Below are 26,212 nucleotides of genomic sequence, written 5' to 3' on the forward strand. Positions count from 1 at the left end.
ACATGAAAACGATTAAAAATTATTATTGGATGCTTTTGTGTTTTACCATGCTGGCAGCACTGGTCTCTTGTAATACGAATAACGGAGAGGATTTAACAATAGACAATGGTAAAATAAAATTAAGTTTTAGCAAGGAGAATGGTTCACTGGTTGTTTTCCAGGATATGATTCATGGCTATGAATTTTTGGATGACAAGAAGACCATGGAATTGCCATGGGAGATTGATTTCAATCAGGCCCAGGATTCCTTACAGGCGCCCTTGGATTTTGAATATTCAAAATTGGACCCATTGACATTGGTGCTAAAATGGGGGAATTTTAAAGGGGATAACAATAAGGAACTCACCGTTACCTCAGAAATTAAACTCGATAGGGACAAGGCCTTGTCCTATTGGAAAATTTCCCTGGATGGCACGCAGGGCAAAGAAATCAATACGGTGGTCTTTCCCAAAATTAACGGGTTTAAGGATTTAGGGCAGGAAAAATTGGCCCTTCCCAAAATAATGGGAGAACTTTTAACAGACCCGAGGGGAATTCTTTCGGCAAAAAAAACGGAAGAAAAGAGAATGGAGTGGGTTTACCCCGATCATCTTTCATTACAATGTTTGGCATTGTATAATGCCGATAAAATTGGTCTATATCTTGCTTCGAACGATACACTTACCTACAGGAAAGGTTTTTCCTTTGATTTGGACGGGGCCAATAATTTAACTTATGAAATGTCCAATTATCCTTCCTTTGATGCCAATGCCAATTCATATTCTCCAACCTATGAAGCTGTAATAGGATCGTTTAAGGGAGATTGGATTACCGCTGCCGAAGAGTATAGGGAATGGGGCTCCCAACAGAAATGGTCCGCTGAAAGCAGGTTTAAGAAAGGTCTAAATCCAGATTGGTTGGAGGAAACCGCTTTGTGGGTATGGAATAGGGGTAGGTCCGATAATGTCCTGTTGCCGGCTACAGAATTAAAAGAAAAATTGGGGTTACCTGTCAATGTATTTTGGCACTGGTGGCATGGGTGCTCCTATGATGAAGGTTTTCCGGAATACTTTCCGCCAAGGGAAGGAGGGGAGTCATTTATCAAGGCGATGAAGTTGGCGCAACAAAAAGGGGTACACTCCATAGTCTATATGAATTCCTTTCAATGGGGCGATTCTACGGAGAGCTGGAAAACCGAAAATGCAGCGGTACATGCCGTAAAGGATATAAATGGGAATCTCAGATCACATGCCTATAATATTTTTACGGGCAATTCCCTCACAAACATGTGTATGGGAACCCAATTCTGGAAAGATAAATATACCTCTCTGTCCGAAAGCGCCGTAAATACCTATGGTACCAATGGTGTGTATATGGACCAGGCCTGTATGACAAAAGTGTGTTATGATAAAGCTCACGGACATGAAATAGGTAACGGGAATTATTGGCTAAAGAATTTTGGATTGCTTACAGATCAAATTCGCTCCAAAATTTCCATTGTTAAGGAACCCATTTTGGCAGGGGAGCACGGTAACGAAAGTTGGATGCCCTACTTGGATCTTTTTTTGACCCTACAAGTAAGTAGGGAACGGTATTCCGGTATTGGTCAATGGGAAACCATTCCATTCTTTCAGGCGGTATATCATGAATATGCCATTACCTATGGTAATTATTCGTCCTTGGTTACACCACCTTATGACGAGTTGTGGCCTAAGGAATTTGCCCCCAAGAATCAGGAACAACCCTTGGACCCCATATTTAACAAGCAATTTTTAATGGAGCAGGCCAGGTCCTATGTTTGGGGAATGCAGCCGACCATTTCCAATTACCACAGTTTTTTGGATACCCAAAGAAAAGAGGAAATTGATTATTTACTGAATTTGGCAAAAATTAGATATCAAGGACTAAAGTATCTATTACACGGAAAATTCTTAAGAGCGCCCTCCATGCAAATTCCGGAAGAGGAGCTGAATATTTCCAAATTGTCCATTTACGCAGGAAGAAAGGGCAAGAATGTTACCGCTTATAAAAAGAAGTATCCCTTGGCATATGCCGGGGCATGGAAAGCCGATGATGGCAATGTTGGTATAGCCTTGACCAGTATAAGTGAAAAGCATATGCTCATTAACTTTGATGTGGACACCAAGGATTACGACCTTCCTTCGAGGGGGGAGATCTATATAATAAACAATGATGGCAGGAAATTGTTGACCTCTTATAAGGACCATGCCATTACCGTAGAACATCAATTAAAACCCAGGGAAGTGTGCCTTATTGAAATTATTCCATCACCATAGGTCCTTTCTGGGAGTAGAAAAGTAATGTTAATTAGAGTTAGCATTAGTTGTTAGAGTTAGTTGTTAGATTGCCCGGGGCGAACAGTAAGTAGTCTCGGGCTAATCAACTTTGCTAAAACCACACAAAATGAAAAGAGTCACCACTGGTTTAGAGGTTTTGATAAACGATCATGGGCGTTTTAAGGGCAATATAGCTTTGCTGTGCCACAATGCCTCCGTAGATTCCCAATGTGTCAATGCAGCCTTCCGCTTCAAGGAAATGTTCGGCTCCAGGTTTGTAAAGATTTTTGGGCCTCAACACGGTTTTTCAACGGATGCCCAAGACAACATGATAGAGACCGATCATACGATGCATCCCTATTTTAATATCCCCGTATTTTCGCTCTATTCGGAAACCAGGATTCCAACCGATGAAATGTTGGAAGGGATAGATCATCTTTTTGTGGATCTGCAGGACGTGGGCTGTAGAATGTACACCTATATTTACACCCTTACCCTTTTATTGGAAAAATGTGGGGATAGGGATATTGAGATTCTAGTATTGGACAGGCCCAATCCCCTGAATGGAAAGGATATTGAAGGGAACATATTGAACTTGGAATATCAATCGTTTATAGGGAGACACCCCATACCCGTACGGCACGGTATGACCATAGGAGAAGTTGCATTAATGCATCAGGATTATTGGACTACCAAAAAGGCCAACCTTAAAGTTATTAAGATGCGGGATTGGCAACGGGAAATGACCTTTGAGGACACCAAATTGCCTTGGCTTTTACCCTCGCCCAATCTGGCGCGGCATGAAAGTGCCTTCACCTTTCCCAGTACCGTACTCTTTGAAGGGACCAATTTAAGCGAAGGAAGGGGAACCACCCAACCCCTTGAGATTGTGGGCCATCCCAAGATGGAACCTTTTTCCTATTACGCCAACCATTTGAACGCCCAAGCCCTAGAAAATAAGTTAAAGGGGTTTACTTTTCGTCCTATAGTGTACATCCCAACCTTCCATAAATATACCGATGTGGCATGTGGTGGATTCCAGATCCATGTAACGGATAAGAAGATATTTAAGCCCTGGCGGGTAGGACAATTTCTTCTAAGGGAATTATACCATCATCTTGGCGAGGATTTTGAATGGCTAAAACCACCCTATGAGTATAATTATGAAAAAGAGCCGATCGATATTATTAATGGAACCGACAAACTGAGAGAGTGGGTAGAGAAGCAGGGCTCCATGGAAATGTTGGATTCCTTTGAAGACCTGGCTGCCTATCGCCAACAGCTCAATACCGTAAAACTTTATGGGGGCCACACCATATAAATTGTTTATAATCCCCATTACGAACCATGGCTCAAATAATTTTAGTACTGTTGTTAGCGTTCAATTTCGCTTCGAAGGAAAAATCCAATAAGGCATGCTATGTTACTTATGAGACCAAGGGTTTTGAGGGCCGTGAAAAATTTACGGTCTATGTGCAGGATACTGGTAATACAGCTTATTACTATGGTTTTGAAATAGCCCATGAACTGGATACTTCGGCCTTGGTGAATACCGATCAATTTAGACTGCAAAGGGCCAATATATACAGGTTTAATGGTGTTGCCATGGAAGCCACCGGATTAAAAGCCTTGGCAAACGGGGAGTCGGAATGTGTTTATAGATCCAAGGACGCCATAGATTTTACCGGGGGTTGGCACGGGGACGAGAAATTGGAGGACGTTGCATTTTATATGGATGAAAAATTGCTCTCCGGGGAGGAATTATCATCGAGCTTCACCTTAAGGCCTTGCCGGGAATTTAGCTATAGACAAGCTTCCAAAATGTTTAGAACGGCCAGGGAAGGGGAGACCCGCAAGTTAAAACCGGTTATTGAGGCCAGGCGTGAAAAACGATCTGTTTTTCGGAATAGTGGTTACGAATCCCAAAACAAAATCAGCTGGGAACTGAACAGTACCATAGCCATAGGGTATATGTCCATTTCCTGTATTGCAACGGACATAGGGGAATTTTGCCAATCGGACACTTCGGAGGTATATACTTTGGACAGATCGGGAGACAGAAAAATAAATGATATGGGCAATACAGCCTATGTCTGGAACAAAACCAATGGTACCTCTGTCGTGGTGGGGAGCGAGTTTAACATAAACAATGATGTGGCCATTCAATTTATTTGGGATGTTACGAACTACAGCAAATATTACCGCAACCTAGTGTATGACACCCCAATGGAGGTAAAGGCGGGAGATTTATGGAGCAGCCGTACCCAGCTAATGTTTAAAATAGGATGAAAAATGAGAAAAAGTTCGATCCCTTAAATATTGTTATAGGGGATATCAACCAAATGCTAAGGTGAAATAAAAAGAAGTTAGCCTTGGCAATAGACTAATAATTGTAAGTTGAAGAAATTATAAATACGGAAATGAAAGTTATGGTCATTTCGTTCAGGATTTTCCGGGAGGTGTACTCATTAATTTGAAAAGCTCTACCAATTCCAAATTCAAATAAGTCGATTGCTTAAGAACCGCTTCTATGGACAAACCCAATCACAAACCCTTTTAAAAAGCGCTCTTAACTTTCATTTCCGTATTTATAATTTGATCCACGGCCAATCTGTACTTTACAGGATTAGAAGCCTTTTTTATGGCTTTGTATGTTTTTTGTGGATTGGAGGTAGATTGGGAAAAGAACTCCCAAAAACCCAGCATTTTCATTTTTATTGGGGTTGGCCCGGACAGGTACTCATCATATTGCCGGTAAATGGTGTCATGAAATTCTGAAAAAATGGACCATCGATTGGAGGGATATTCCGTACTGTTATTTTTTATCATACTGGGTAAAAAAGGATCGGCAATCATGCCACGCCCGATCATAAAATGATCAATACTGGGAAAGCGTTTTTCAATTTCTTTATATGCGGATACGCTGGTAATGTCCCCGTTGTAGTACAACTTGTGTTTGGTGCTGCCAATGCACTTCTCGAATGCCTCCAGATCTACAGGTCCTTTGTAGAGTTGCTTTCCTATTCTGGCATGAATAGCAATATTTTTAAGCGGGTATTCATCTAAAATACGAAAGGCGTCCAGAATTTCCTCAGGGTTCTCGTATCCCATTCTCATTTTCATAGACACCAAAATATCTGTTTCGTTATGTGCTCTGTGCAAAACCTCGTTTATTCTTGCAGGATTGCAAATAAGACCAGAGCCCATTCCAGATTTGGCTACCATGGGGTAGGGGCAGCCTAAATTCCAATTCAATTCCTTATAGCCTAAACTTTGCACATATCTGGCAACATAAACAAACTCGTCCGGATCGTTGGTGATTATTTGCGGAATTACCTCTAAAGTGGTGTTGTTTTCCGGTAATATATCGTCCTGGTAGGATTGTTTAATTTTCAACTTTCCATTTAGTCTAATGTAGGGCGAATAAAAAGTATCTATACCCCCAAAGTAATGGTTGAAGGCATTGCGAAACCTGAAATCGGTAAAACCTTGTAAGGGTGATGAAAGTAGGGTAGAAGCCATCTTTTTGTTTAGCTGGGCAAAGATAGGATAATTGATTGAAGGTTTTTACTTAGGAATTGAAACCATAAGACTTATGTCTGGAATAAGACCAATGGGGGTAAAGTAAGGAGTTGCATGGAGCAATGTTGTTCATGTAAAGTTTAAAATAGAATGAAAGATGTGAAATAATTCAATTGGTAGATTATTAGTGTAGAGGATAGAAGCCAATAGTGCTGGAATAAAGTTGGGATAAAATCCATTTTAGTCAGAAAATGGGTCGCGCAATAACCGAATAAGTAAAAAAATTACAGTTAGTTGCTGAGTTCGTTTTATGAAGAAGGGTACCAATCTATGGGAGCCCTTATATTTTTTATATATTGGTGGAATTTAAAAGTGCATCCAAACAAAATATTTTTAATTTCATAGGAAACCCTTGCATCAATATATATCAAGAACTCAATTACCATAGCCAACATAAAATATGAATACGACCGACGATTTTCAACAGTTCAAAGACTTAAACGAGGAACAATTACCCGTTGCCAAACATAAATTACATGATTGGACGCATTTTGCCGGACTATATGCCGCGGAACATGTTGCGGCGACAGAGTTCGTGATCGGAGCGACCTTTGTAGCCTTGGGAGCGAGAACAATGGACATCTTATTGGGGTTGTTGATCGGGAATATTTTAGCCGTTCTTAGTTGGACATTCATTACTTCCCCAATTGCTGTGGATACCCGTTTAAGCCTTTACACCTATCTCAATAAGATTGCCGGGGATTCCATGACCAAACTCTACAATTGGGCCAATGTCATTATATTTTCGGTGATATCCGCAGCTATGGTTACGGTTTCCGCGACTGCAGTTAGATTTGCCTTTGATATCCCTGCCCAGCTTAATTGGTACCCCACCAACATGTGGTTTATTTTGATAGTGTTATGTGTAGGTATCGTAGTGGTATCCATTGCGCTTTACGGTTTTAATGCTGTTTCCGAATTTTCCGGCCTCTGTGCCCCGTGGTTGTTCGTAATGTTCACCAGCGGTGCCATGGTGCTTTTACCTGCTTTATCCTTGGACGTTTTGGATAAAACCTTACCCACTGGTTGGACCGATTTTATTAGCTTGGGCGATCAATCTATATGGACGGGAACCGATAGCAACGGGGAACCGGGCATTGGATTGATAGAAGTTATCGGCTTTGCCTGGGCTGCGAATACCATTACACATTTTGGACTTATAGATATGGCTCTATTACGTTTCGCCAAGAAAAAATCCTATGGTCTGGCTACCAGCACTGGAATGATGTTCGGGCATTATGTGGCTTGGATCGCTGCCGGTATTATGGGTGCCGGAACTGCGGTAATCTTGGGAAAAGCAATTGTAGAACTGGATCCAGGTGATGTTGCCTATTATGCCCTGGGTTGGTCCGGATTTGTCATTGTTATTGTTGCGGGGTGGACCACGGCCATTACAAATCTTTACCGGGCAGGTTTGGCTGCTCAGGCTATTTTCTATAACCATTCCCGAAAAAAAACTACCATAGTGGTGGGATTGGTAACCATCGCCATTGCCTGCTTTCCTTTTGTATTTTCTCAAATACTTCCATTACTTACCTATGCAGGTCTGTTGGTGGTTCCGGTAGGGGCCATTGTATTTGCAGAACATCAAATCTTCCCTAGGATAGGATATACCCGTTATTGGTCTTCCTATCGTCAACTAACCTTTAGTACTCCCGCAGTGGCCTCATGGGGCTTAGGTTTGGTATTTGGTTTTGGGCTCAATGCACTTAATGTAATGTCCTTCTTTTACCTATTTATTCCCACTTGGATTTTCACTATCTTAGTGTATACATTTTTAGCGGGCCGGTACGGTGCCAAGAATAAATATCCAGAAGCGGAACAACAGGAAAAAATACGCAACCAAGAAATTGCCAAGTTTCAAGAGCAACAGGCCAAAACAGAGGCCAAGCCTGTTGTAGTCATATCCATATTTTCCAAGGTACTTAAAACCATTGCGATTATCGCCCTAGTTATTACCTTGGTTCTGGCCTGTGTGGTATTATTTGGCAGTGAAGATGAAAATATGTACCTGGAAAATCGGGAAATATTTTATAGATATGCATTTATTTGCACCATCATTTATTTCGTGACGGCCTATTCGGCATTGCTACGTATAAAATCAAAAAAAGCAAAACTTTAATGAAAAATACTTTACTACTTAATCAAAAGAATTTGGCTCAGTTGGGCAATCGTATTCCAGTCCCCACTTATAATCGCGATGCACAAAAAGTAGGAATGGTCCATATTGGAGTAGGGGGTTTTCATAGAGCCCATCAAGCTTATTATACGCATAAACTTATGGAAGGTTTCAGTGCCAGTGGGTGGAGTATTTGCGGAGTTGGTTTAAGAGAAGGGGATCGGAAAATACATGACGTACTTAATAAACAAGACGGACTTTACACCCTTATCGTAAAGCATCCCGATGGCAAGATAGAACCTCAAATCATAGGTTCCATAATCGATTTTAAACTGGGGGTGGATGAAGCCGAGAGCGTTCTGGAAATTATGGCAAGTCCCGATACAAAAATTGTCTCCCTTACCATTACCGAAGGAGGTTATAATTTTAACCCTACCACTGGAGAATTTGATTTTGGCAATCCCGACATACAACATGAATTGAAACATCCCGATAGCCCTAAAACCGTATATGGCTATTTAACGGCCGCTTTAAAAAAGCGTCGTGATGCAGGGTTAGCAGCCTTCACCATTATGTCTTGCGATAATATTCAGCACAACGGGGATGTTGCACAAAAGATGTTGTTGACGTTTGCGCGCAAACAAGATATGACCTTGGCGGAATGGATTGAAAAAGAAGTGTGCTTTCCGAATAGTATGGTAGACCGTATAACCCCAGTTACCAGTCAATCGGAGATTGAATATTTAGAGAAAACCTATGGTATAAAGGATGAGTGGCCGGTAACCTGCGAGCCTTTTATACAATGGGTAATTGAAGATAAATTTTCGAATGGGCGACCTGATTTCGAAAAGGTAGGGGTGCAATTCGTGCCAGATGTGAAACCATATGAGGAAATGAAACTCCGCCTATTGAATGCTGGCCATTCCGTACTGGGTATTTTGGGCGCTATTCACGGACATAAAACCATTAATGCCTGTATGGAAGACGAAACTTTCGTTACCTACTTAAGGGCATTTATGGATAAAGAAGTAAGTCCTGTATTGGGTGAAGTGAAAGGTATTGATCTCAATAAATACAAAGACAGTTTGCAGGAACGCTTTGCCAACCCCAATATAAAGGACAGTGTTAGCCGTATTTGTTCGGAAAGCTCAGCCAAATTACCAAAATTTATGATCCCGACCCTTCAGGATAATTTGATGGGTAAGGGAAGCATCAAGTTCGCCACCTTGGTGATTGCCGCCTGGTGTTACTATAGTGATAAGGGGATGGATAAAAATGGACAACCCCTCGAGATAATAGACGCTATGAGTGTCCAGCTACAACAGGCTGCCCAACAGACCCAAACTGACCCGCTTGCCTTTATACGGCAGGAATCCCTTTTTGGTGATCTGGTCCAGAACAAGCAATTCGCTGAGCTCTATGCGGAAATGATACAGAAAATCTATGAAAATGGCAATATTAAAAAGTTGATGCAAAATGTTCTAGTCTAGTATTCCTTTTAGGGCGTATAATAAATTATTCTTTAGTCATTTCATGTTGTCGATTTTGAGGCATTGGCAAGCCTTCAGAGAATTCTGTTTGTTAATTATTATTTCTTCACCTCAAAGACATGTTTATAATCTTTTTGATGGCAGATGTACCCATGGACAATAATCAGTTCTGTATTGGGTAATTAATCCCTGGTCAAAGTAGTTTATCCACTATTGGATAAGGCTAGGATATGGGCAAGGTTACAGAGTCATATTTTATCAAAAAATGCCTTCGACTATAATTCTTAATACGCTAGGAGGTTAAAAACTGATAGCGCCATTTTTAAGTTTTATTAATACGGTAGAGCTTATTAAATTATAATATTAAGCAATCTAAAAATGTAATATGCATAATATTGATGTGTGAAAAAATGGTTATCTGTTATTCTGAGCTCCAAAGTTTTTTCAACTTTATTTTTTGGTTAAGTTTAACAGCTAATCTTATATTCATGCCCCCGAAAAATGAAAATATTATAAGCGAATCCAATTATTTCTTGAACATTAACAACGACAGTGAATTTGATATTATTTTCAAATTATACTATCCAAGACTTTTGCTCATTGCGAATAATTATGTTGCTAGCATGGAAGAGGCAGAAGAAATAGTTCAAGAAGTTTTTATAAAACTCTGGAAGAATAGATCGAGCATTGATATTAAAACAAATAATATTAATGGCTACCTTTTTAGGATGGTAAAAAATGGTTGTCTCGATTTTTTGAGAAAGAGCAAGAGGAAACTGGATTTACATGGCTCCCATCAACAAATAGAGGATGCGCTAAACTACGAAGCACTATCCGATAATGATGCTTCAGAAATAATAGTAGATGAATTGGCGGAACAAATTAGGTATGCTATAGATCTTCTTCCTGAAAAATGTAAAGATGTTTTTGTAAAAAGCAGGATTGACGGTTTGGCTCACAAAGATATATCGGAGAAACTTCACATTTCTGTAAAAACGGTAGAGAACCACATAGGGCGAGCAATAAAACATATGCGCTTTCATTTACAGGAATATTTAAATTTATTTTAAAAAAATCACATTTCGCTTGGGGGGTAGTTAGATTTATGTCGTCTTTATTATAAAGACATTATCTAAATGCAAGAAGATTTACTTCAAAAATACCTTGAAAACAAACTGGGCCCAGAAGAGAAAGAGCTTGTGTTTCGTTGGATAAAAAAGGATGGTGAGAATCAGAAGAAGTTCAATGTACTAAAAGCTAAACATGTTGCCGGTGCTTTAAAGAACATTTCCGATGAAGAGCCAGTATCTGCTTTCAACATATTCCAAAAGAAACGAAATCTAAATAGGCTTTACCATTCCCTTGCCTATGCCGCAATTGTTGTTCTATTAATTTCCGTCAGTTTTACTTTTTATAAGGATCACTACAACTTCCAACAAAATAATTCATCCAACGCAAATCAGGATATTCTAATTGCCCAATCAGAAAATGGGGCTAAAAAGAAGGTTATACTTCCCGATGGTAGTACTGTAATATTAAATATTGATAGCTATCTAGAATATCCAATAAATTTTAAAAAGGAAACTAGGGAAGTTTCCCTTGTTGGGGAAGCAATATTTGATATAGTCCACGATTCCCTGAGACCATTTATAGTGATGACAGAACATTACGATGTTAAAGTTTTGGGTACCACTTTTAATGTAAAGTCATATCCCAATGATACGCAAACGGAAACCACCCTTATTACTGGAAAAGTTGAGCTGGTAAGGGAAAAAGAAGAACCTATTATTCTTGCACCTTCTCAGCAGGCAGTGTTTAACAAAGCAAAAAACAAAATGAAAATCGGAAAAGTAATTTCCGAGGATGTAGTTGCTTGGCAAAAAGGAACCCTTGTATTTAAAAACACTCCCATGCAACAGGTTGCTCTGGATTTGGAGAGAAATCACAATAAAAAAATAATTATCAAATCATCTAAATTATTAAAATATGAATACACAGGAACATTGGACAACTTGAGCTTAGAGGAATCCCTTCAATTATTAAAGGTGTCCTCACCCATTGAATTTAAAATATTAAAAAATGAAATTATACTGAATATGAAAGAATAAAAAAAAGAGGATGTTCCCGCATCCCCTTTTATAATATCAATCAATAAAATTATTGACTAATATCCAAACATTTCAAAATTATGAAAAAAAGCGAACAAAATGTGTTTTCGCTTAGAAAACAATTTCTAAGAATTATGAAGGTCTACGTAGTTTTAGTATGCATTAGTCTGGCAAAGTTATTTGCCTCAAATGCGAACGCACAGACCATTACTTTAAAAGAAAAGGACACGGAACTAAGAAATATTCTAAATAGAATAGAATCCGAAAGTGCTTATCATTTCTTTTACAATAATAGTTTGATCAATGTTTCCGAGAAAACGAGTATTAATGTTGAAAAACAGGAAATTAACTATGTACTTACCCAGCTATTATCCGAAACGGAAATAAATTTTAAGATTTTTAAAAATCAAATTGTATTATTCCCTAAAAATGACCCTTCCCAATTAGGTTTTTTGAAAAAATTGGAGGATCTGGAAAAACAGGGTGATTATTCGGATAATAAAAATGCTTCCCAAATTGTTGAAACAATTCAAAATCTCATTACCGGTTCCGTAACCGATGAACAGGGCGAGCCTTTGCCAGGGGTCTCAATTGTAATTCAGGGAACTACAACTGGCGTACAAACCGATTTTGATGGTAATTACCAAATTACCGCAAATAATGGTGATGTACTGGTGTTTTCATACCTAGGAATGGATACTCAAACTGTTGTGGTTGGTGCAGAGAAGACCTTGAACATAGTTCTCAAAGAAAACTCAACCCAGCTGAATGAAGTTGTTGTAGTGGCCTATGGTACTTCTAGGAAAGAGGCAATAACAGGTTCTATCTCTTCAATTGCTTCAGAAAATATTGAGAAGAGAAGTATTACCAATATATCCAATGTTATAGAAGGCTCCTCACCTGGTGTTATAGTAACGGCCCCATTAGGCCAGCCAGGTTCGGGACAAAGTATCCGTGTCCGGGGATTTGGATCTTATGGATCGTCCAACGATGTTTTGTACGTGGTAGACGGAATTCCAATCAACGGTGACCTTAGTAGTTTAAATCCTGCCGATATAGAAAGTGTTAACATCTTAAAAGATGCAGGTTCAACAGCTTTATACGGTAACAAGGCTGCAAATGGAGTAGTATTGGTTACTACCAAAAGCGGTAAAAGCAAGGACGGACAGCTTAGGGTAAATATTTCCAGTTCAGTAATTAATAGGGGCACTAAAGAGTACGATAGATTGGGGCCTGCAGATTTTTATGAAGCTTATTGGGCCGCAAGACGTAATGCAATTGCAGTACCAGGGGTTGCCACCAACGAGGAAGTCGCGGCAGCAAACCTAGCGACGGCAGTTGGTATTTATGATGATCTGCTAAAGAACCCTTTTAATGTTCCCAACGATCAAATTGTAGGTGTGGATGGAAAAATAAATCCAAATGCAACATTGTTATATCCTGATGATCTGGACTGGGTAGGTGCATTGACCAGAACAGGAATTAGACGTACTGCCGACTTGAGCTTTAATAGCAAATCTGAGAAGAGCGACTTGTATGGCTCGTTGGGATATCTTGATGAAGAGGGGTATTTGATCAATTCTGATTTTAATAGAATTACGGGAAGGGTCAAGGGTAGTTTTAATGCAACTTCTTGGTTACAGACGGGAATTAATTTATCGGGAACGCTTTCAAAAGCAAATCAGGCCCAAACTGCAGTTTCGGGAAGCACCATTAATCCATTTAGGTTTACCCGTAATATGGGATCCATTTATCCCATCTACCAACATGATCCTGTTACCGGCGATTTTGTGCTAGATGATAGTGGCGAAAGAGTTTTGGATCTGGTAAGGGGCCCTGGGGCAAGTAGTGCTAGGCATATTCTATATGAAATTGAAAATGACACCCACTTGGAAGAAAGAAATAGGCTGGATGGCAAAATGTTTGCTAAAATACAGTTGGCAAAGGGATTGTCCTTTACCAATAACATGTCCTACGAGACAGAGAATTTCTATGCCAGTGATTATTTAAACGCAGAAATAGGGGATGCGGCACCTAGTGGTGAGGCAGCAAGAACATATATACGTACTACAACAGCTGCGTTCAACCAATTGTTGAATTATGATTTTGATCTAAACTCCATCCATTCTTTTGATTTAATGGCGGGGCATGAAACTCAGGATTTTAAAAGGACTTATTTATATGCCAACATGAGCACAGAAATTTTCCAGGGGAATCAGGAACTGGCAAACTTTGTATCTCCAAATGGTACTACATCATATATAGACGAAGTAAAAGAGGATAGTTACTTCGGAAGAGTAGGTTACAATTATGATTACAAATACTTTCTAAGTGGATCTGTTCGTACGGATGGAAATTCCAAATTTGCGGATGGTAACAAATGGGGTGTTTTTTATTCATTGGGAGGTTCCTGGAGCATTCACCGCGAAAAGTTCTTGGAAAATGCAAGTTGGATCAACAATTTAAAGCTAAGGGCATCTCAAGGGGAGTTGGGGAATGCCAATTTGGGAGCTGGTGTATACTACCCCTATCTTCCTCTTTTAGGACTGGGGTACAACAATCAAAATGAGGCTGGAGTTTTGACATCCTCATTGGGTTCACCAGATTTAAAATGGGAAAAATCGGTACATACCGATGTTGCTTTGGAATTTAGCCTTTTCAATCGCTTAAGGGGATCTGTGGAGTATTTTAAAAAATTATCCAAAGATTTAATTTTTGCAGTTCCTTTGCCCTTATCTGCCGGAGGAATAGTCTTTGGCGATAGCCAACTTCAAAATGTGGGTGAGCTATATAACAAGGGGATCGAAATGTCCTTGACCTATGACATTATCCAAAAGGAAGATTTTGGATGGTCTGCTACCATAAACGCTTCTACCATTCAAAACGAAATCACAAAATTACCTGAAGGACAAGAAACCATTTTAACGGATGACAACAAAAGACTTGAAGTTGGCAGAAGTCTATTTGATTATTATCTAAGGGATTGGTACGGCGTAGATCCTGCTGATGGGTCTGGCTTGTATATTGCAAATGATCCTACGGCCAGTGATGTTAGAGTAGTGGATGGCGTTTCTGTAACTCCATTTGCCAATAACGCAAAAGAGGTCTATGCAGGTTCTGTTTTACCTGATGTTTATGGGTCTATCAATTCTAACTTTAGATACAAGAACTTTAATTTCGATTTCTTGTTTACCTATCAAATCGGGGGAAATAACCTGGACAACAACTATGGTGATTTAATGGCTACAGGTACCTATGGTGCTGCCCTTCATACCGACATACTAAATCGTTGGCAACAACCTGGGGATATTACCGATGTTCCAAGGGCAGATGCTACCATGGATGCACAATGGCAACAAACTTCGGATAGATTTCTTATAGATGCATCTTATTTGAGTTTAAGACAACTAAATGCCTCATATAACCTATCGGACGAACTGGTTCAAAAAATAGGGGTGTCAAGTATAAGGTTCTTTGCCAACGCAGAGAATGTATTTAATCTAAACGCTCGAAAAGGCTTTAATCAACAGCAAGATTATAGCGGAAACACCTCCAATGTGTACATTCCTGCTAAGTCATTTTCTTTTGGGCTAAACATAACCTTATAAAAAAATAAAAATGAAAAATATAATTATAAAACTAACCTTGGTCCTTCTTTTAATTGTTGTGGCCACCGGATGTGATAAAGAGTTTTTGGAAACCGAACCCACTAATCAAGTTTCTGCAGACCTTGCCGTGGAAACTACTGCGAATGGGATGATCCTTTTAAACGGGTTACACAGGTCTTTATATCATAAATTCTATACACGTATTATTTTTAACGGTATTGGAAGTCAATTAATAATCAATGAACTCGCCGGAGAGGATTTTGTTGATACCGGTAGTAATAATACCTGGACTACCGTTTATAAATGGACGGCTTCTACCAGTGATACCGATTTGTTCACTGATTTTGCATGGAGCTTTTATTATCACCTAATTGCCAATGCCAATATACTCATCAATGGCATAGACGGAGCCACGGGAAGTCAGGCTGAAAGGGATTACATTAAAGGGCAAGCATTGGTTTATAGGGCATTTGCGCACTATCAATTGGTACAACTGTTTGCCGAAAGATATGATCAGGAAAATGTAAATGATCAATTGGGTATTCCTTATAAATTAAATACGGAGGATTTATTGGTGCCAAGGGATACGGTTGAAAAAGTGTATGAATTATTGAATGCGGATTTGGATCTGGCCATTGAATTACTCGATGGAAAAAGCAGATTGAACAAATCGCATATCACTAAACCGATCGCCTTAGGAATTAAGGCCAGGGTAGCCCTTACGCAGGGTAATTGGAATGTGGCCATTGCCAATGCCACCGAAGCCTATCAAGGTTTCGATCTAATGAGTCAGGAAACTTATGCAGCTGGTTTTAAGAGCGATTCTGAAAATAACCCCGAATTTATGTGGGCTTCCCAAATAATTGCTGGTGATCAGGCAATTCCGTTTTCGGATTATGGTGCTTGGGTATCAAGGAATTTTAACGGGAATGCCGTTAGGGGAAATCCTAGGGCCATTACAAAAGTGTTATATGATGAAATTTCGGCTACGGATGTTAGAAAAACATTATGGGACCCCACTGGTCTGCATCCTGATGTTGAATTGACAAGTAATCATACCAGGCACCCCTATACCAATCAAAAGTTTCTTGTGTTGGATATTGCCGACAGTAGAATTGATATTCCCTTGATGCGAGCAGCTGAAATGTATTTGATCGTAGCAGAGGCCAATGCCCGTAAAGGTGGTGCAGATGGTGAAGCTGCCCAAGCCCTTTTTAATTTAATTTCAACAAGAGATCTTGATTATTCTTTATCTACCAATACCGGACAGGCATTGATCGATGAGATTATGATTCATAGAAGAGTGGAGCTTTGGGGAGAAGGATTTAGATTTTATGATTTAAAACGTTTAAACCAAGATTTGGTAAGGGAAGTTGGTCCTGCCGATACCGGTGCACATCAAGCTTCATTTATAGGTAATGTTTCTTATGTTCCTGCAGGGGATAAAAGATGGGTGTTTTTGATTCCTAAATCGGAAATCGATGCCAATCCGTTAATAGAGCAAAATCCATTATAATAATCCAAGTTCTGCCATTGGATGGTGATAGAATCGGAGTTAAGAAGAAACTATCATCAATGCCAAATTTTAAGTTTAAGCACAAGTAGAATAAGGTAATAGGCCCTGTGATCAATGTAATAAACAAATTGTTGCATTGTGAACAGGGTTTATAAAACCACTAAGTATTATCCAAATTGATTCATCCAAAAAAAGGCTTACATCAATCCTCTATTCCAGAATCCCAGTCTAGGTGAAAAACTGGATTTATGACAACTTTCCAATCCAATCTTAATACATAAACACCATCGAATGAAAAAATACTTAATACTAGGGATATTCTTTTTAAATATTTTGATCGGTTATTCCCAGGAAGTTAAAAGAAACATGTCTATAAAAGACTTTTTAAGTATCCCTAGCATTTCCGATATTCAGGTTTCCCCGGACGGTAATTCCCTACTTTACATTTTAACGGAGAGCAATTGGAATGCCAATAGGCAAATAAGCCATATATGGCAAGTAAATAAAAACGGTGAAAACACAAAGCAACTCACCTTTGGCCTGGAAAATGAAAGTGAACCACTATGGTCTCCAAATGGAAAATGGATCAGCTTTTTAGCCAAAAGAAAGGAAGATAAGCAAAGTCAGATTTATATAATGCCGTCAGATGGAGGGGAGAGTAAACGGCTTACAAATCATAAAACCTCTGTTTCCAATGTGAGCTGGTCGCCAGACAGCAAAAAACTGTACTTTACGGCTAATGACCCTTTTACAGCAGAAGAGGAAAATTTAAAAAGTAATAAAATAGATGTATATCCCTTTGAAGAAAACTACAAACAAAAACATTTGTGGGAGATAGATCGAGCAACTAATGAAAAGAAAATAACTTCAGGAGATTATTCAGTTCTAACCTATAGTCTTTCCCATGACGGAAATAGGATAGCAGTGCATAAGTCCCCAAGTCCACTTTTGGACGACTCCTTTAAAAGTGAAATCTGGTTGATCAATAATGATGGAAGTGGTGAAATTCAACTCACGGACAACAGTGTTTCCGAAATTACAAATAACAGGTTATTTAAAACAGGGGCCCGAATAGCTCCTAACAATAAATCCGTAATGTTTACTGCTGCAGTTAACGGTAAAATGGAAGATTACTATAATAATAAATTATTCCTTTTGGCAAGCGATGGCAGCTCTGATATCGATTTGCTTACAAAGGATTTTCCCTATGAGGTCTCTGCTGCCGAATGGACTTCTGACGGTGGTAAAATATTTTTTGTGGCAAATATGGGCTCGCAATTCCAACTATGGCAGTACGAAATAGCTTCTAAAAAATTGGTTCAGCTCACAGAAGGAAAACATTCCATAGGGCAGTGGACTTATAATCCCAAACAGGATGAGCATTTTGTCACCATTAAAACAATGGAAAATCCAGGGGAGATTTTCTCCTTTAAAAAGGGAAAACTTAAACAAATAACCCATCATAACGATTCACTAAAAATAAAGTTCAATTTACCAAGACAGGAAGTTATTAGCTGGAAAGGAGAAGATGGGGTAACCGTGGAGGGTATGATTTACTATCCGCATAATTATAATCCTGAAAAAACATATCCATTGGTGGTGCAAACCCATGGTGGTCCAAGGGCTTCAGAAAAATACGGCATGTCCTTGCGCTATACTACCTATGTTCCAGTACTCACGGGAATGGAATATGTGGTGCTTCAACCAAACTATAGGGGAAGCACAGGTTATGGCGATGATTTCTTACGCGGAATGGTTGGCGGTTATTATGACCAATCACATCTCGATGTAATGGCCGGAGTTGATTTTCTTATAGAAAAAGGTATAGCAGACCCGGAAAGAATGATAAAAATGGGCTGGAGTGCAGGAGGGCATATGACCAATAAATTAATCACGTTTACCAACCGTTTTAAAGCGGCATCCTCGGGAGCTGGGGCAGTGAATTGGATAAGCATGTATTCCCAAAGCAATGTAAGGTATAACAGAGATGCTTGGTTTGGAGGGACTCCTTGGCAAAAGGATGCACCTATTGAAGTTTATTGGAACCATTCTCCCTTAAAGGATATAAGTAATGTAGAAACACCCACCCTGGTTATCGTAGGGGAAAATGACCCTGTGGTTCCAAAGGAACAATCGGTAGAGTTATATAGGGCATTAAAAAGCAACAATGTTCCAACGCATTTGTATATAGCGCCCCGTGAGGTACATAGGTGGATGGAATTGCAACATCGTTTGTACAAGATAAATGTTGAATTGGAGTGGTTTGCCAAATACGCGCTGAACAAGCCGTATGAGTGGGAATATGTAAAATGACCATTGCAATGAACTAGGTCTCAATTCGCCGATTGCCACAACGATTATAGCCTATTGGAACTAGTAAAGAATAGAGTTGATTTTAATAAAATCAGTATAAAAAAATTATTCAAGTAAAATAATAAGTTATGGGCAAAGGGACATTATTGATATTGATTAGCGTTTGTTTTCTATCATGCTCGGGCAAAAAGGAAAGCATTGCGAAGGCACCCAATTTTGTGATTATAATGGCAGATGATCTTGGGTACGGGGATATTTCTTGTTATGGAAACCAGCTCACAAAGACACCAAATATAGACCAACTGGCCATGGAGGGTACCCGGTTTATAGATTTTCATTCCAACGGGGCAGTCTGCAGCCCTACACGTGCAGCATTAATGACGGGCAAATACCAACAGCGTACCGGGATAGAGGGCGTTGTAACTTCCAAAAACCATAGGGATGTAGGCCTAGGGCTCAATGAAATCACCATTGCGGAAGAATTAAAAAAATATAATTACAATACCGGTATATATGGGAAGTGGCATTTAGGATATGCAAAGGAATTCAATCCTATGGAACAGGGTTTTGACGATTACGCCGGCTTTGTTAGCGGAGGTATAGATTATCATGCCCATATAGATCAGGAGGGTAACCGGGACTGGTGGAAAGGAAATAAGATGGAAGATGAAAGTGGTTATGTTACCGACCTGATAACACACTACGGATTAAAGTTTGTAGAAGAAAATAATCCCAAGAAAACCAACAAACCGTTCTTTTTATATTTACCGCACGAGTCCCCCCATAGGCCATATCAAAGACGTATAGACCGAGTTTTGAGGGAAGTTGGTAAAGTGGGCAACTTGGTGGTTCAGGACAGTATTCAGGACATTTACAAGGAGATGGTAGAGGTAATGGATGAAGGTATAGGTGAAATAATTGGAGCCCTAAAAGAAATTGGGGAATATGAAAATACGGTAGTGATCTTCATATCCGATAATGGGGCCAATGAATACGGGAGTAATGGTGTTCTAAGAGGATTTAAAAATGAGGTTTACGAAGGTGGTAGTAGGGTTCCGGCAATTATTTCCTATCCAGGTCACGTAAAGGGAGGTACAATTAATACCGAAACCGTTCTTACTATGGACTTGCTTCCTACTGTGCTCGACTTTATCGGGAAAAAGCCCGAGGCTTCACAAATAGATGGTATTAGCATCAAGGACAATCTTCTAAATGCCACCAGCTTACCGGATAGGGATGTTTTTTTTGCATATGAAGACTTGAGTTTTGTACGAAGTGGAAAATGGAAAATGGTTCGTATAAAGAGTGAAAATGACTCCAAGTATGAACTATATGATTTATCCGCCGATTTGTCCGAGAGCAATGATATTGGATCGGAAAACCCAACTTTATTGAACGACATGAAAATGAAGCTTTCAATCTGGGACAGGGACGTTAGAAAAGGGGTTAAAATGGTGACCCAATAACAAGGACCTACCCAATAAAATGTTGGGACAGCTGATACAAGTGGGAGTGGTCAACACCGCAACCTTCTCCTATTACTTATAATACGTACAAGATGTTGTTTGTCTCCTGATATATCATACAAATCTTGGTAATTATTGGTAAAGGCATTTTCATACTCTGTATCCAATAGAGACAAAAATTTTGGACACATATGATTTGGGCGTGACAAATCCATGATTTGGAATTCCATAGCTTTTGATCTTTTCTTTGTAACCCTTTAATTCCATAACACGGTTTCCTTATCAAGATCTGATGAAAGCTTCATCTTGGGATACGTGAATACTATAAAATACTTATTCCCTCCTCAGCATAGAACTTATATTGAGGAACAGTCCCAACTACAACTGCAATAAGTCCAAGGCTCAGATTTTAATTAAAAAAACCGTTGATTTTAGGGGATTATTGAGAACGGATTTCCCAGAAATTAAGTAGTGAAGTTTAAAATAGGGAATTAAAATATTTGTAACTTTATTAGTGAAACTCTATTTTGAGAAGTCAGTAAGACGCACTTAAAATTGCAAGTTGAACTAATCCCGCCTTTTTCGGCGGGATCTAGGTTCAATACCTCGACCCTTGGGTCGATTCCTATTATTGGCTTCAGGGCTTGCCCTGAGGGTTAATACTTTTTATTTAAATTAATTAGTATGGAAGAGGATATCTGCATTCTAATTTCCGACTTGTCCGGTTATACCGCTCTAACAGAAACACATGGTGCTGTTTCGGCGGCAGACTTAATTGACAAGTATATAGCAATTGTGGAAGATTGTATTGTTGGAGATAGTCATCTGAAGGAGCGTATTGGAGATGAATTGATGATTGTTTCAACAACTTCCGATGCTTTACTTGCAACAGCAACCAATATTTTAAACACTACATCCCAAGAACATAATTTTCTTCAGGTTCATGGTGGGCTGCATTATGGAAAGCTTCTTAAAAGGCGCGACAGCTATTTTGGTTCGGCCATAAACCTGACTTCAAGAATTGCGGCCAAAGCAAGCCCTGGTACTTTTTGGTGTTCAGAAGAGTTTGTCCAGTCGCTTTCCGATAAGTCCGTTAGTAATTTAAAATCAATGGGGAAGCACAGCTTCAAAAATATAACAGGCTTTGTGGAATTATATGAATTAAGAAGCGAAAATATAAATTCAGTTTTTATCGATAGCGTTTGCAGAATGCTGATTTTGGACACGAACCAAGCCATAAAGCATCCATCACGGGACGATATTTTCTTTTGTTCGTCCAACTGTTTGGATATTTATTTAAGAAATCAATTGACCAATCATGAAGTCAATTAAGGTCGACTATTTATTGAAGTATCTTAATCCTGTTTTAAATTATGGCTTCTAATATATTGTTTGTAAAAAACATGGTTTGTCATCGCTGCATACTTGCAGTTAGGGATATTTTAATGGATTTATCCATACCGTTTCAACAAGTTGATATTGGAGAAATTCATTTATCGGAAAGTATTACCAAGGAGCAAAGTAATCTGTTACGCACCGAGCTCGTTCAAATAGGGCTCGAATTGATTGATAATCGCATGCATGGGTTGGTTGAAAAAATAAAACAATTGGTAATCATGAAGGCGAGGAAGGAAGTTGGTCCAAATGAACAAAAAATGAAGCTCTCTGTTTTTCTATCGGAACACCTGCACCACGAATATACCTATTTAAGCAGTTTTTTTTCATCAGTAGAAGGCCGTACTATTGAAAATTATTTCATTGATCAAAGGATCGAAAAAGTAAAGGAACTACTGGTATATAATGAAATGACTTTGTCCGAAATAGCTTTTGAAATGGAGTATAGCAGCGTTGCCCATCTTTCCAACCAATTTAAAAAAATTAGTGGACTAACTCCTTCCCATTTCAAACGAGTGGGCTCAAACAAGCGTAAATTGCTCGACCAAATATAATCCCAAAATTCTGTAAGTCTTTCCCAAAGTGATGTAAAACTGAACAGCCATCCTGATTCTATCTTTGGCCTATAAAATTATTTAAAAACAAAAATCATGAAATCAGAATTAAAATTGAACAGCACTAGTCAAAACATTAAACAGAGTTGCGGCAAACCAAATTGTACTTGTGAAAACTGCAACTGCGGTAGTTCTTGTGCTTGCAAAGGTTGTAATTAACATTATTTGCATTTAAACTGTAAAGGCCGCCTATGGGTATTAGGCGGTTTTTTTATTTATAATGTTTTGTTCATTTTTATTTAAAGGCATTTCATAGGAAAAGTTATTAAGCACTTTTTGCTAATTCAGGTTTTGAAATATTTAAAGGCAATGTAAATTTAAAATTACTTCCTTTTCCTAATTCACTTTCAACCCAAAGATGCCCACCCAATTTTTCCACAAATTCCTTGCAAAGGACCAAGCCCAGACCGGAACCATTTTCGTTGGCCGTGCCCGGCAAGGTAACATTGGTGGTTAGGTCAAAAATTTTACGAATGGTATCCTCTGTCATACCAACGCCATTGTCGTTAATAGAAATTTCAACCCGGTGCTCATCAGTAGTAGTTACCAATTCTATATGTCCTCCAGGATTTGTGAATTTTATGGCGTTCGAAATTAAATTCCTTAAAACAGTTCCTAGAATATTTTTATCAGTACTTAATTCAATTTCGTCTATAGGAGAAAAATGCAAGGAAATGTTCTTAGCTTTTGCCTGGGACATTTTAAGTTCAATAATATGGTGTATCACTTTGGACAGCTTAATTTTTTCCGGGCTGAAACCAAGTTCTCCTGTTTGCGATTTTGCCCAGTTTAATAAATTGTCCAGCAAACTGAGGGTGTTTTTTGCAGTTGTATTTATTAGATCAACAAACTCTTCAGATTCAGAATTTTCAGTGACAGCTACCTTTTCTGAGAGTAGTTCAGAAAGGCATAATATGTTGTTGAACGGACTTCTTAAATCGTGCGCTATAATTGAAAACAATTTATTTTGGGTTTGGTTCAACGCTTCCAGTTTATGTTTATCCTGTTCAATGATTTTATTTTTTCGAAGTATTGTTTTTTGATCTACTTCTTTTAAAAGCATTATGTAACCTATACTAATAGCACTAATTACAAGAACAGAAATTATTAGAAACCAGTTATTGAAAGTAGAATTCTGGAGGAAAACATAAGACTCTCCCAATTGGTATATATTAACCGCTCGAAAGAGTTGGAATATGGAATACAATAGTAGTACCCCACTTAATATGATGGAGAACTTGTATTTATTTTTATTGAAAAATAGATAATAAGCACCTATAGCATAGAAAATAGAGCAGGACGTTATGCGTATAATACTAAGAATGACGTTGTTTTCTTCAGCAAACAAAATGGCGGAGTAAAATATAAAAGCAAAACCCGCGAAAATCCATAACAGTTTTTTTCGCATTTTACCATCAAAAGAGATAAGGCCAAATGATGTAAAGGCAAAACAGGAAATCATAAGGAAATTATTAATGCGCAAAGCAAATAAAGGAGCTAATAACTCCCTATTGGCATACATAAGAATAGCACTGGTTTGAAACATAATACCCAATGCAACCAACAACAAATACCATTGTTTGTGTTGATAAAAATATTGATAGATGAACAGTGCAATTATAAATAAATTATTCAGGGCTAAAAAAAACAATATCGAGGGATAATCTAAGGTCATTTTTTTTGTTCAATTTATTTTGATAAAGATTAAAAAAAATCGTGCAATAATCTGTTTTTTTAATGTTTTTTGGAAACTTAAATGGGTTTTTGTTGAAATATAATCATAGTACACTGGGTATAAGTAAGGTAGATGATTTTGGGCTTTACGATTGGTTATGAATTCCTGTTCGGTTTATCAAAACTTACTAAATACGGGAATTCCCAGATATTAGTTTGTAATAATTTGTTCCAAAACCTGTGCAGTTTTGTGTTCTCTTACGACAATATTACCTTAATTCAGTTTACAATAATTTTCAATAAATATTTTGCCATATTGTGTGTTTTGTTATATTTGTAGGACAAAAGGGATTTATATGAGTAATATGGAATCGAAATTTATAGTTACTACCCTCACCGACCAGGTAGAGGCAAAAATCATCGAATATATAAAGGAGAACAAACTAGTTCCAGGAGATTCCCTTCCGAATGAAAAGGAATTTGTCGAAATGTTTAGTGTGGGGCGTAATGTAGTACGGGAAGCCATGAGTCGCTTAAGAATGTTAGGAATTTTGGAATCTCGTACAAAAAGAGGAATAATTGTTAAGGAGCCTCCATTACTGAATGGATTTAGAAAAGTCTTGGATCCTCAGCTCCTTAGTGTTCCTACTATAAAAGAATTAATGGGGATGAGAATAGCCATGGAGGTTGGGATAGCCGAATTTCTATTTACTAATGTTACTGAAAAAGATATTGAAGATTTGGAACAGATTATTTCAAGGCAACAGGCCATTGGAATAAACAACTTGTCAATTGAAGATGAAATGCAATTTCATAAGCGAATCTATGAAGTCGCAGGAAACAAATTTATCCTAAATTTTTATGAGCTGATGCAACCTGTTTTTGTTTTTGCCAAACATAATTATGAAAGTTATTTTGAACCTATAAATAAGAAGCTGCAAGAAAGTGATGAGCTTGTAACGCATAGTGATTTATTACAGGCAATAAAGGATAATGACAAAAATTTATATCAAGAAAAAATTAGAAAACACTTAAGACCGTATTGGGAGTTCTTATACAATTTTAATAATAAAAAATGACGATAAAGAAAACAAAAGGATTGATTGCCGCTCCATTTACTGGAATGGATTTAAATGGCAAAATTAATGTAAAAAATGTTTCTTCTTATGCAGACCATTTAAAGAAAATGCAGGTAAAAGGTGTATTTGTTGCCGGCACCACGGGAGAAGGAATGTTGATGACGGACAACGAAAGGTTGGAGGTAATTGAGGCATGGATTTCTCAAAAATCCGAGGATTTTAGGATTATTGCCCATACTGGGAGCACAAGTATATCCAGTGCCAAATTATTGGCCTCGGAATCCGCGCGATTGGGAGCTGAGGCAATTGCTATAATGGGGCCTCCGTTTTTGGCCCCAAAGGGAGTGAATGAGTTGGTTGAGTTTAGTAAGGATGTGGCACTGTCAGCTCCGGAATTGCCGTTTTATTATTATCATATCCCGGCGCTTTCAGGGGTTGACTTTCCCATGTCTGAATATCTAAATGAAGCAAAAAGTAAAATACCAAATCTTGCCGGAATCAAATTCACCGATAACAACTTTATGGAAATGTCCAAGTGCATATCTATGGATAATGGAAAATGGGATATTCTCCATGGTTATGATGAATTGTTGCTGGCAGGATTATCATTTGGAGCGGTCGGGGCAGTAGGAAGTACTTACAATTTTATGGCGCCTTTGTATTATGGAATCATTGAGGATTTTATAAATGGCAATATCGAAAAGGCTAGGGAAAAACAAAGGAAATCCATTGAAGTGATCAACATTCTTATCAAGTATAAAGGTGCCCTGGTATCTGGAAAAGCAATTATGGGACTCATAGGGATAGATTGTGGATCATGTCGTAAACCATTACAATCCCTTTCTTCTCATGAGATGAAGGCATTTGAAAAAGAATTAAAAGATTGTGATTTTTTTGAGATGGTCAATTCTAATTAAAAAATTAATCAAAAACATTAACCAATTAGACTAAAAAGCCCCGCGTGGCAGCGCA

Annotated in this window: 17 protein-coding genes; 15 read left to right on the plus strand and 2 right to left on the minus strand. The window is 38.5% G+C overall.

Going from position 1 to position 26,212, the window contains the following annotated elements:
- Positions 1–2 precede the first annotated feature (2 nt).
- The 3 genes from KO529_RS17100 to KO529_RS17110 all read left to right on the plus strand — a co-directional run bounded on the left by KO529_RS17100 (position 3) and on the right by KO529_RS17110 (position 4,565).
- Complete coding sequence (locus KO529_RS17100; RefSeq protein WP_215949079.1) at positions 3–2,276, plus strand: DUF6259 domain-containing protein; 2,274 nt, start codon at positions 3–5, stop codon at positions 2,274–2,276.
- Positions 2,277–2,403: 127 nt separating this feature from the next.
- Positions 2,404–3,597: an exo-beta-N-acetylmuramidase NamZ family protein gene (locus KO529_RS17105; protein WP_215949080.1), complete on the plus strand. Its 1,194-nt coding sequence runs from the start codon at positions 2,404–2,406 to the stop codon at positions 3,595–3,597.
- Positions 3,598–3,623: 26 nt separating this feature from the next.
- The gene (locus KO529_RS17110) at positions 3,624–4,565 is read left to right on the plus strand and encodes a hypothetical protein (protein ID WP_215949081.1); all 942 of its coding nucleotides are present in this window, start codon (positions 3,624–3,626) and stop codon (positions 4,563–4,565) included.
- Between the two features lie 267 nt (positions 4,566–4,832).
- On the opposite strand, the gene KO529_RS17115 is transcribed toward KO529_RS17110, so the two are convergent.
- Positions 4,833–5,798, minus strand: coding sequence for a tRNA dihydrouridine synthase (locus KO529_RS17115; RefSeq protein WP_215949082.1), 966 nt, complete (start codon positions 5,796–5,798; stop codon positions 4,833–4,835).
- Between the two features lie 460 nt (positions 5,799–6,258).
- Between KO529_RS17115 and KO529_RS17120 the strand changes: the two genes are divergently transcribed.
- The 10 genes from KO529_RS17120 to KO529_RS17165 all read left to right on the plus strand — a co-directional run bounded on the left by KO529_RS17120 (position 6,259) and on the right by KO529_RS17165 (position 22,427).
- Positions 6,259–7,980 (plus strand): purine-cytosine permease family protein, encoded by a 1,722-nt coding sequence (locus tag KO529_RS17120; protein ID WP_215949083.1) that lies wholly within the window; start codon positions 6,259–6,261, stop codon positions 7,978–7,980.
- Positions 7,980–9,467 (plus strand): mannitol dehydrogenase family protein, encoded by a 1,488-nt coding sequence (locus tag KO529_RS17125; RefSeq protein WP_215949084.1) that lies wholly within the window; start codon positions 7,980–7,982, stop codon positions 9,465–9,467. The genes KO529_RS17120 and KO529_RS17125 overlap by 1 nt, the downstream gene beginning before the upstream one ends.
- A 488-nt stretch (positions 9,468–9,955) precedes the next feature.
- Positions 9,956–10,537, plus strand: a complete 582-nt coding sequence (locus tag KO529_RS17130) for an RNA polymerase sigma-70 factor (RefSeq protein ID WP_215949085.1) — start codon at positions 9,956–9,958, stop codon at positions 10,535–10,537.
- 66 nt (positions 10,538–10,603) lie between these two features.
- The gene (locus tag KO529_RS17135; protein ID WP_215949086.1) at positions 10,604–11,575 is read left to right on the plus strand and encodes a FecR family protein; all 972 of its coding nucleotides are present in this window, start codon (positions 10,604–10,606) and stop codon (positions 11,573–11,575) included.
- Between the two features lie 80 nt (positions 11,576–11,655).
- On the plus strand, positions 11,656–15,183 hold the full coding sequence (locus tag KO529_RS17140; RefSeq protein WP_215949087.1) for a TonB-dependent receptor: 3,528 nt from the start codon (positions 11,656–11,658) through the stop codon (positions 15,181–15,183).
- Between the two features lie 10 nt (positions 15,184–15,193).
- Positions 15,194–16,699: a RagB/SusD family nutrient uptake outer membrane protein gene (locus tag KO529_RS17145; RefSeq protein ID WP_215949088.1), complete on the plus strand. Its 1,506-nt coding sequence runs from the start codon at positions 15,194–15,196 to the stop codon at positions 16,697–16,699.
- Between the two features lie 291 nt (positions 16,700–16,990).
- The gene (locus tag KO529_RS17150) at positions 16,991–19,012 is read left to right on the plus strand and encodes a S9 family peptidase (protein ID WP_215949089.1); all 2,022 of its coding nucleotides are present in this window, start codon (positions 16,991–16,993) and stop codon (positions 19,010–19,012) included.
- A gap of 128 nt (positions 19,013–19,140) precedes the next feature.
- Positions 19,141–20,478 carry a sulfatase-like hydrolase/transferase gene (locus KO529_RS17155; RefSeq protein WP_215949090.1) on the plus strand — a complete coding sequence of 446 codons (1,338 nt, stop codon included), beginning with the start codon at positions 19,141–19,143 and terminating at the stop codon, positions 20,476–20,478.
- 684 nt (positions 20,479–21,162) lie between these two features.
- Positions 21,163–21,810, plus strand: coding sequence for an adenylate/guanylate cyclase domain-containing protein (locus KO529_RS17160; RefSeq protein WP_215949091.1), 648 nt, complete (start codon positions 21,163–21,165; stop codon positions 21,808–21,810).
- 41 nt (positions 21,811–21,851) lie between these two features.
- The gene (locus tag KO529_RS17165) at positions 21,852–22,427 is read left to right on the plus strand and encodes a helix-turn-helix domain-containing protein (protein WP_252734447.1); all 576 of its coding nucleotides are present in this window, start codon (positions 21,852–21,854) and stop codon (positions 22,425–22,427) included.
- A 325-nt stretch (positions 22,428–22,752) separates the two neighbouring features.
- On the opposite strand, the gene KO529_RS17170 is transcribed toward KO529_RS17165, so the two are convergent.
- A complete protein-coding gene (locus KO529_RS17170; protein ID WP_215949092.1) occupies positions 22,753–24,162 on the minus strand; it encodes a sensor histidine kinase in 1,410 nt (469 codons plus the stop codon).
- Between the two features lie 355 nt (positions 24,163–24,517).
- On the opposite strand from KO529_RS17170, the gene KO529_RS17175 reads away from it, so the two are divergent.
- On the plus strand, positions 24,518–25,240 hold the full coding sequence (locus tag KO529_RS17175) for a FadR/GntR family transcriptional regulator (protein ID WP_215949093.1): 723 nt from the start codon (positions 24,518–24,520) through the stop codon (positions 25,238–25,240).
- Positions 25,237–26,157 (plus strand): dihydrodipicolinate synthase family protein, encoded by a 921-nt coding sequence (locus tag KO529_RS17180; protein WP_215949094.1) that lies wholly within the window; start codon positions 25,237–25,239, stop codon positions 26,155–26,157. Before KO529_RS17175 ends, KO529_RS17180 begins: the two co-directional genes overlap by 4 nt.
- Positions 26,158–26,212 lie beyond the last annotated feature (55 nt).

The sequence above is a fragment of the Arenibacter algicola genome, from assembly GCF_018860365.1.
GTDB lineage: Bacteria > Bacteroidota > Bacteroidia > Flavobacteriales > Flavobacteriaceae > Arenibacter > Arenibacter algicola_B.

What these genes read in the sequence shown, in the direction of transcription:
- KO529_RS17100 (WP_215949079.1), top strand. Translation starts at nt 3, where the DNA reads ATGAAAACGATTAAAAATTATTATTGGATGCTTTTGTGTTTTACCATG.
- KO529_RS17105 (WP_215949080.1), top strand. Translation starts at nt 2,404, where the DNA reads ATGAAAAGAGTCACCACTGGTTTAGAGGTTTTGATAAACGATCATGGG.
- KO529_RS17110 (WP_215949081.1), top strand. Translation starts at nt 3,624, where the DNA reads ATGGCTCAAATAATTTTAGTACTGTTGTTAGCGTTCAATTTCGCTTCG.
- KO529_RS17115 (WP_215949082.1), bottom strand. Translation starts at nt 5,798, where the DNA reads ATGGCTTCTACCCTACTTTCATCACCCTTACAAGGTTTTACCGATTTC.
- KO529_RS17120 (WP_215949083.1), top strand. Translation starts at nt 6,259, where the DNA reads ATGAATACGACCGACGATTTTCAACAGTTCAAAGACTTAAACGAGGAA.
- KO529_RS17125 (WP_215949084.1), top strand. Translation starts at nt 7,980, where the DNA reads ATGAAAAATACTTTACTACTTAATCAAAAGAATTTGGCTCAGTTGGGC.
- KO529_RS17130 (WP_215949085.1), top strand. Translation starts at nt 9,956, where the DNA reads ATGCCCCCGAAAAATGAAAATATTATAAGCGAATCCAATTATTTCTTG.
- KO529_RS17135 (WP_215949086.1), top strand. Translation starts at nt 10,604, where the DNA reads ATGCAAGAAGATTTACTTCAAAAATACCTTGAAAACAAACTGGGCCCA.
- KO529_RS17140 (WP_215949087.1), top strand. Translation starts at nt 11,656, where the DNA reads ATGAAAAAAAGCGAACAAAATGTGTTTTCGCTTAGAAAACAATTTCTA.
- KO529_RS17145 (WP_215949088.1), top strand. Translation starts at nt 15,194, where the DNA reads ATGAAAAATATAATTATAAAACTAACCTTGGTCCTTCTTTTAATTGTT.
- KO529_RS17150 (WP_215949089.1), top strand. Translation starts at nt 16,991, where the DNA reads ATGAAAAAATACTTAATACTAGGGATATTCTTTTTAAATATTTTGATC.
- KO529_RS17155 (WP_215949090.1), top strand. Translation starts at nt 19,141, where the DNA reads ATGGGCAAAGGGACATTATTGATATTGATTAGCGTTTGTTTTCTATCA.
- KO529_RS17160 (WP_215949091.1), top strand. Translation starts at nt 21,163, where the DNA reads ATGGAAGAGGATATCTGCATTCTAATTTCCGACTTGTCCGGTTATACC.
- KO529_RS17165 (WP_252734447.1), top strand. Translation starts at nt 21,852, where the DNA reads ATGGCTTCTAATATATTGTTTGTAAAAAACATGGTTTGTCATCGCTGC.
- KO529_RS17170 (WP_215949092.1), bottom strand. Translation starts at nt 24,162, where the DNA reads ATGACCTTAGATTATCCCTCGATATTGTTTTTTTTAGCCCTGAATAAT.
- KO529_RS17175 (WP_215949093.1), top strand. Translation starts at nt 24,518, where the DNA reads ATGAGTAATATGGAATCGAAATTTATAGTTACTACCCTCACCGACCAG.
- KO529_RS17180 (WP_215949094.1), top strand. Translation starts at nt 25,237, where the DNA reads ATGACGATAAAGAAAACAAAAGGATTGATTGCCGCTCCATTTACTGGA.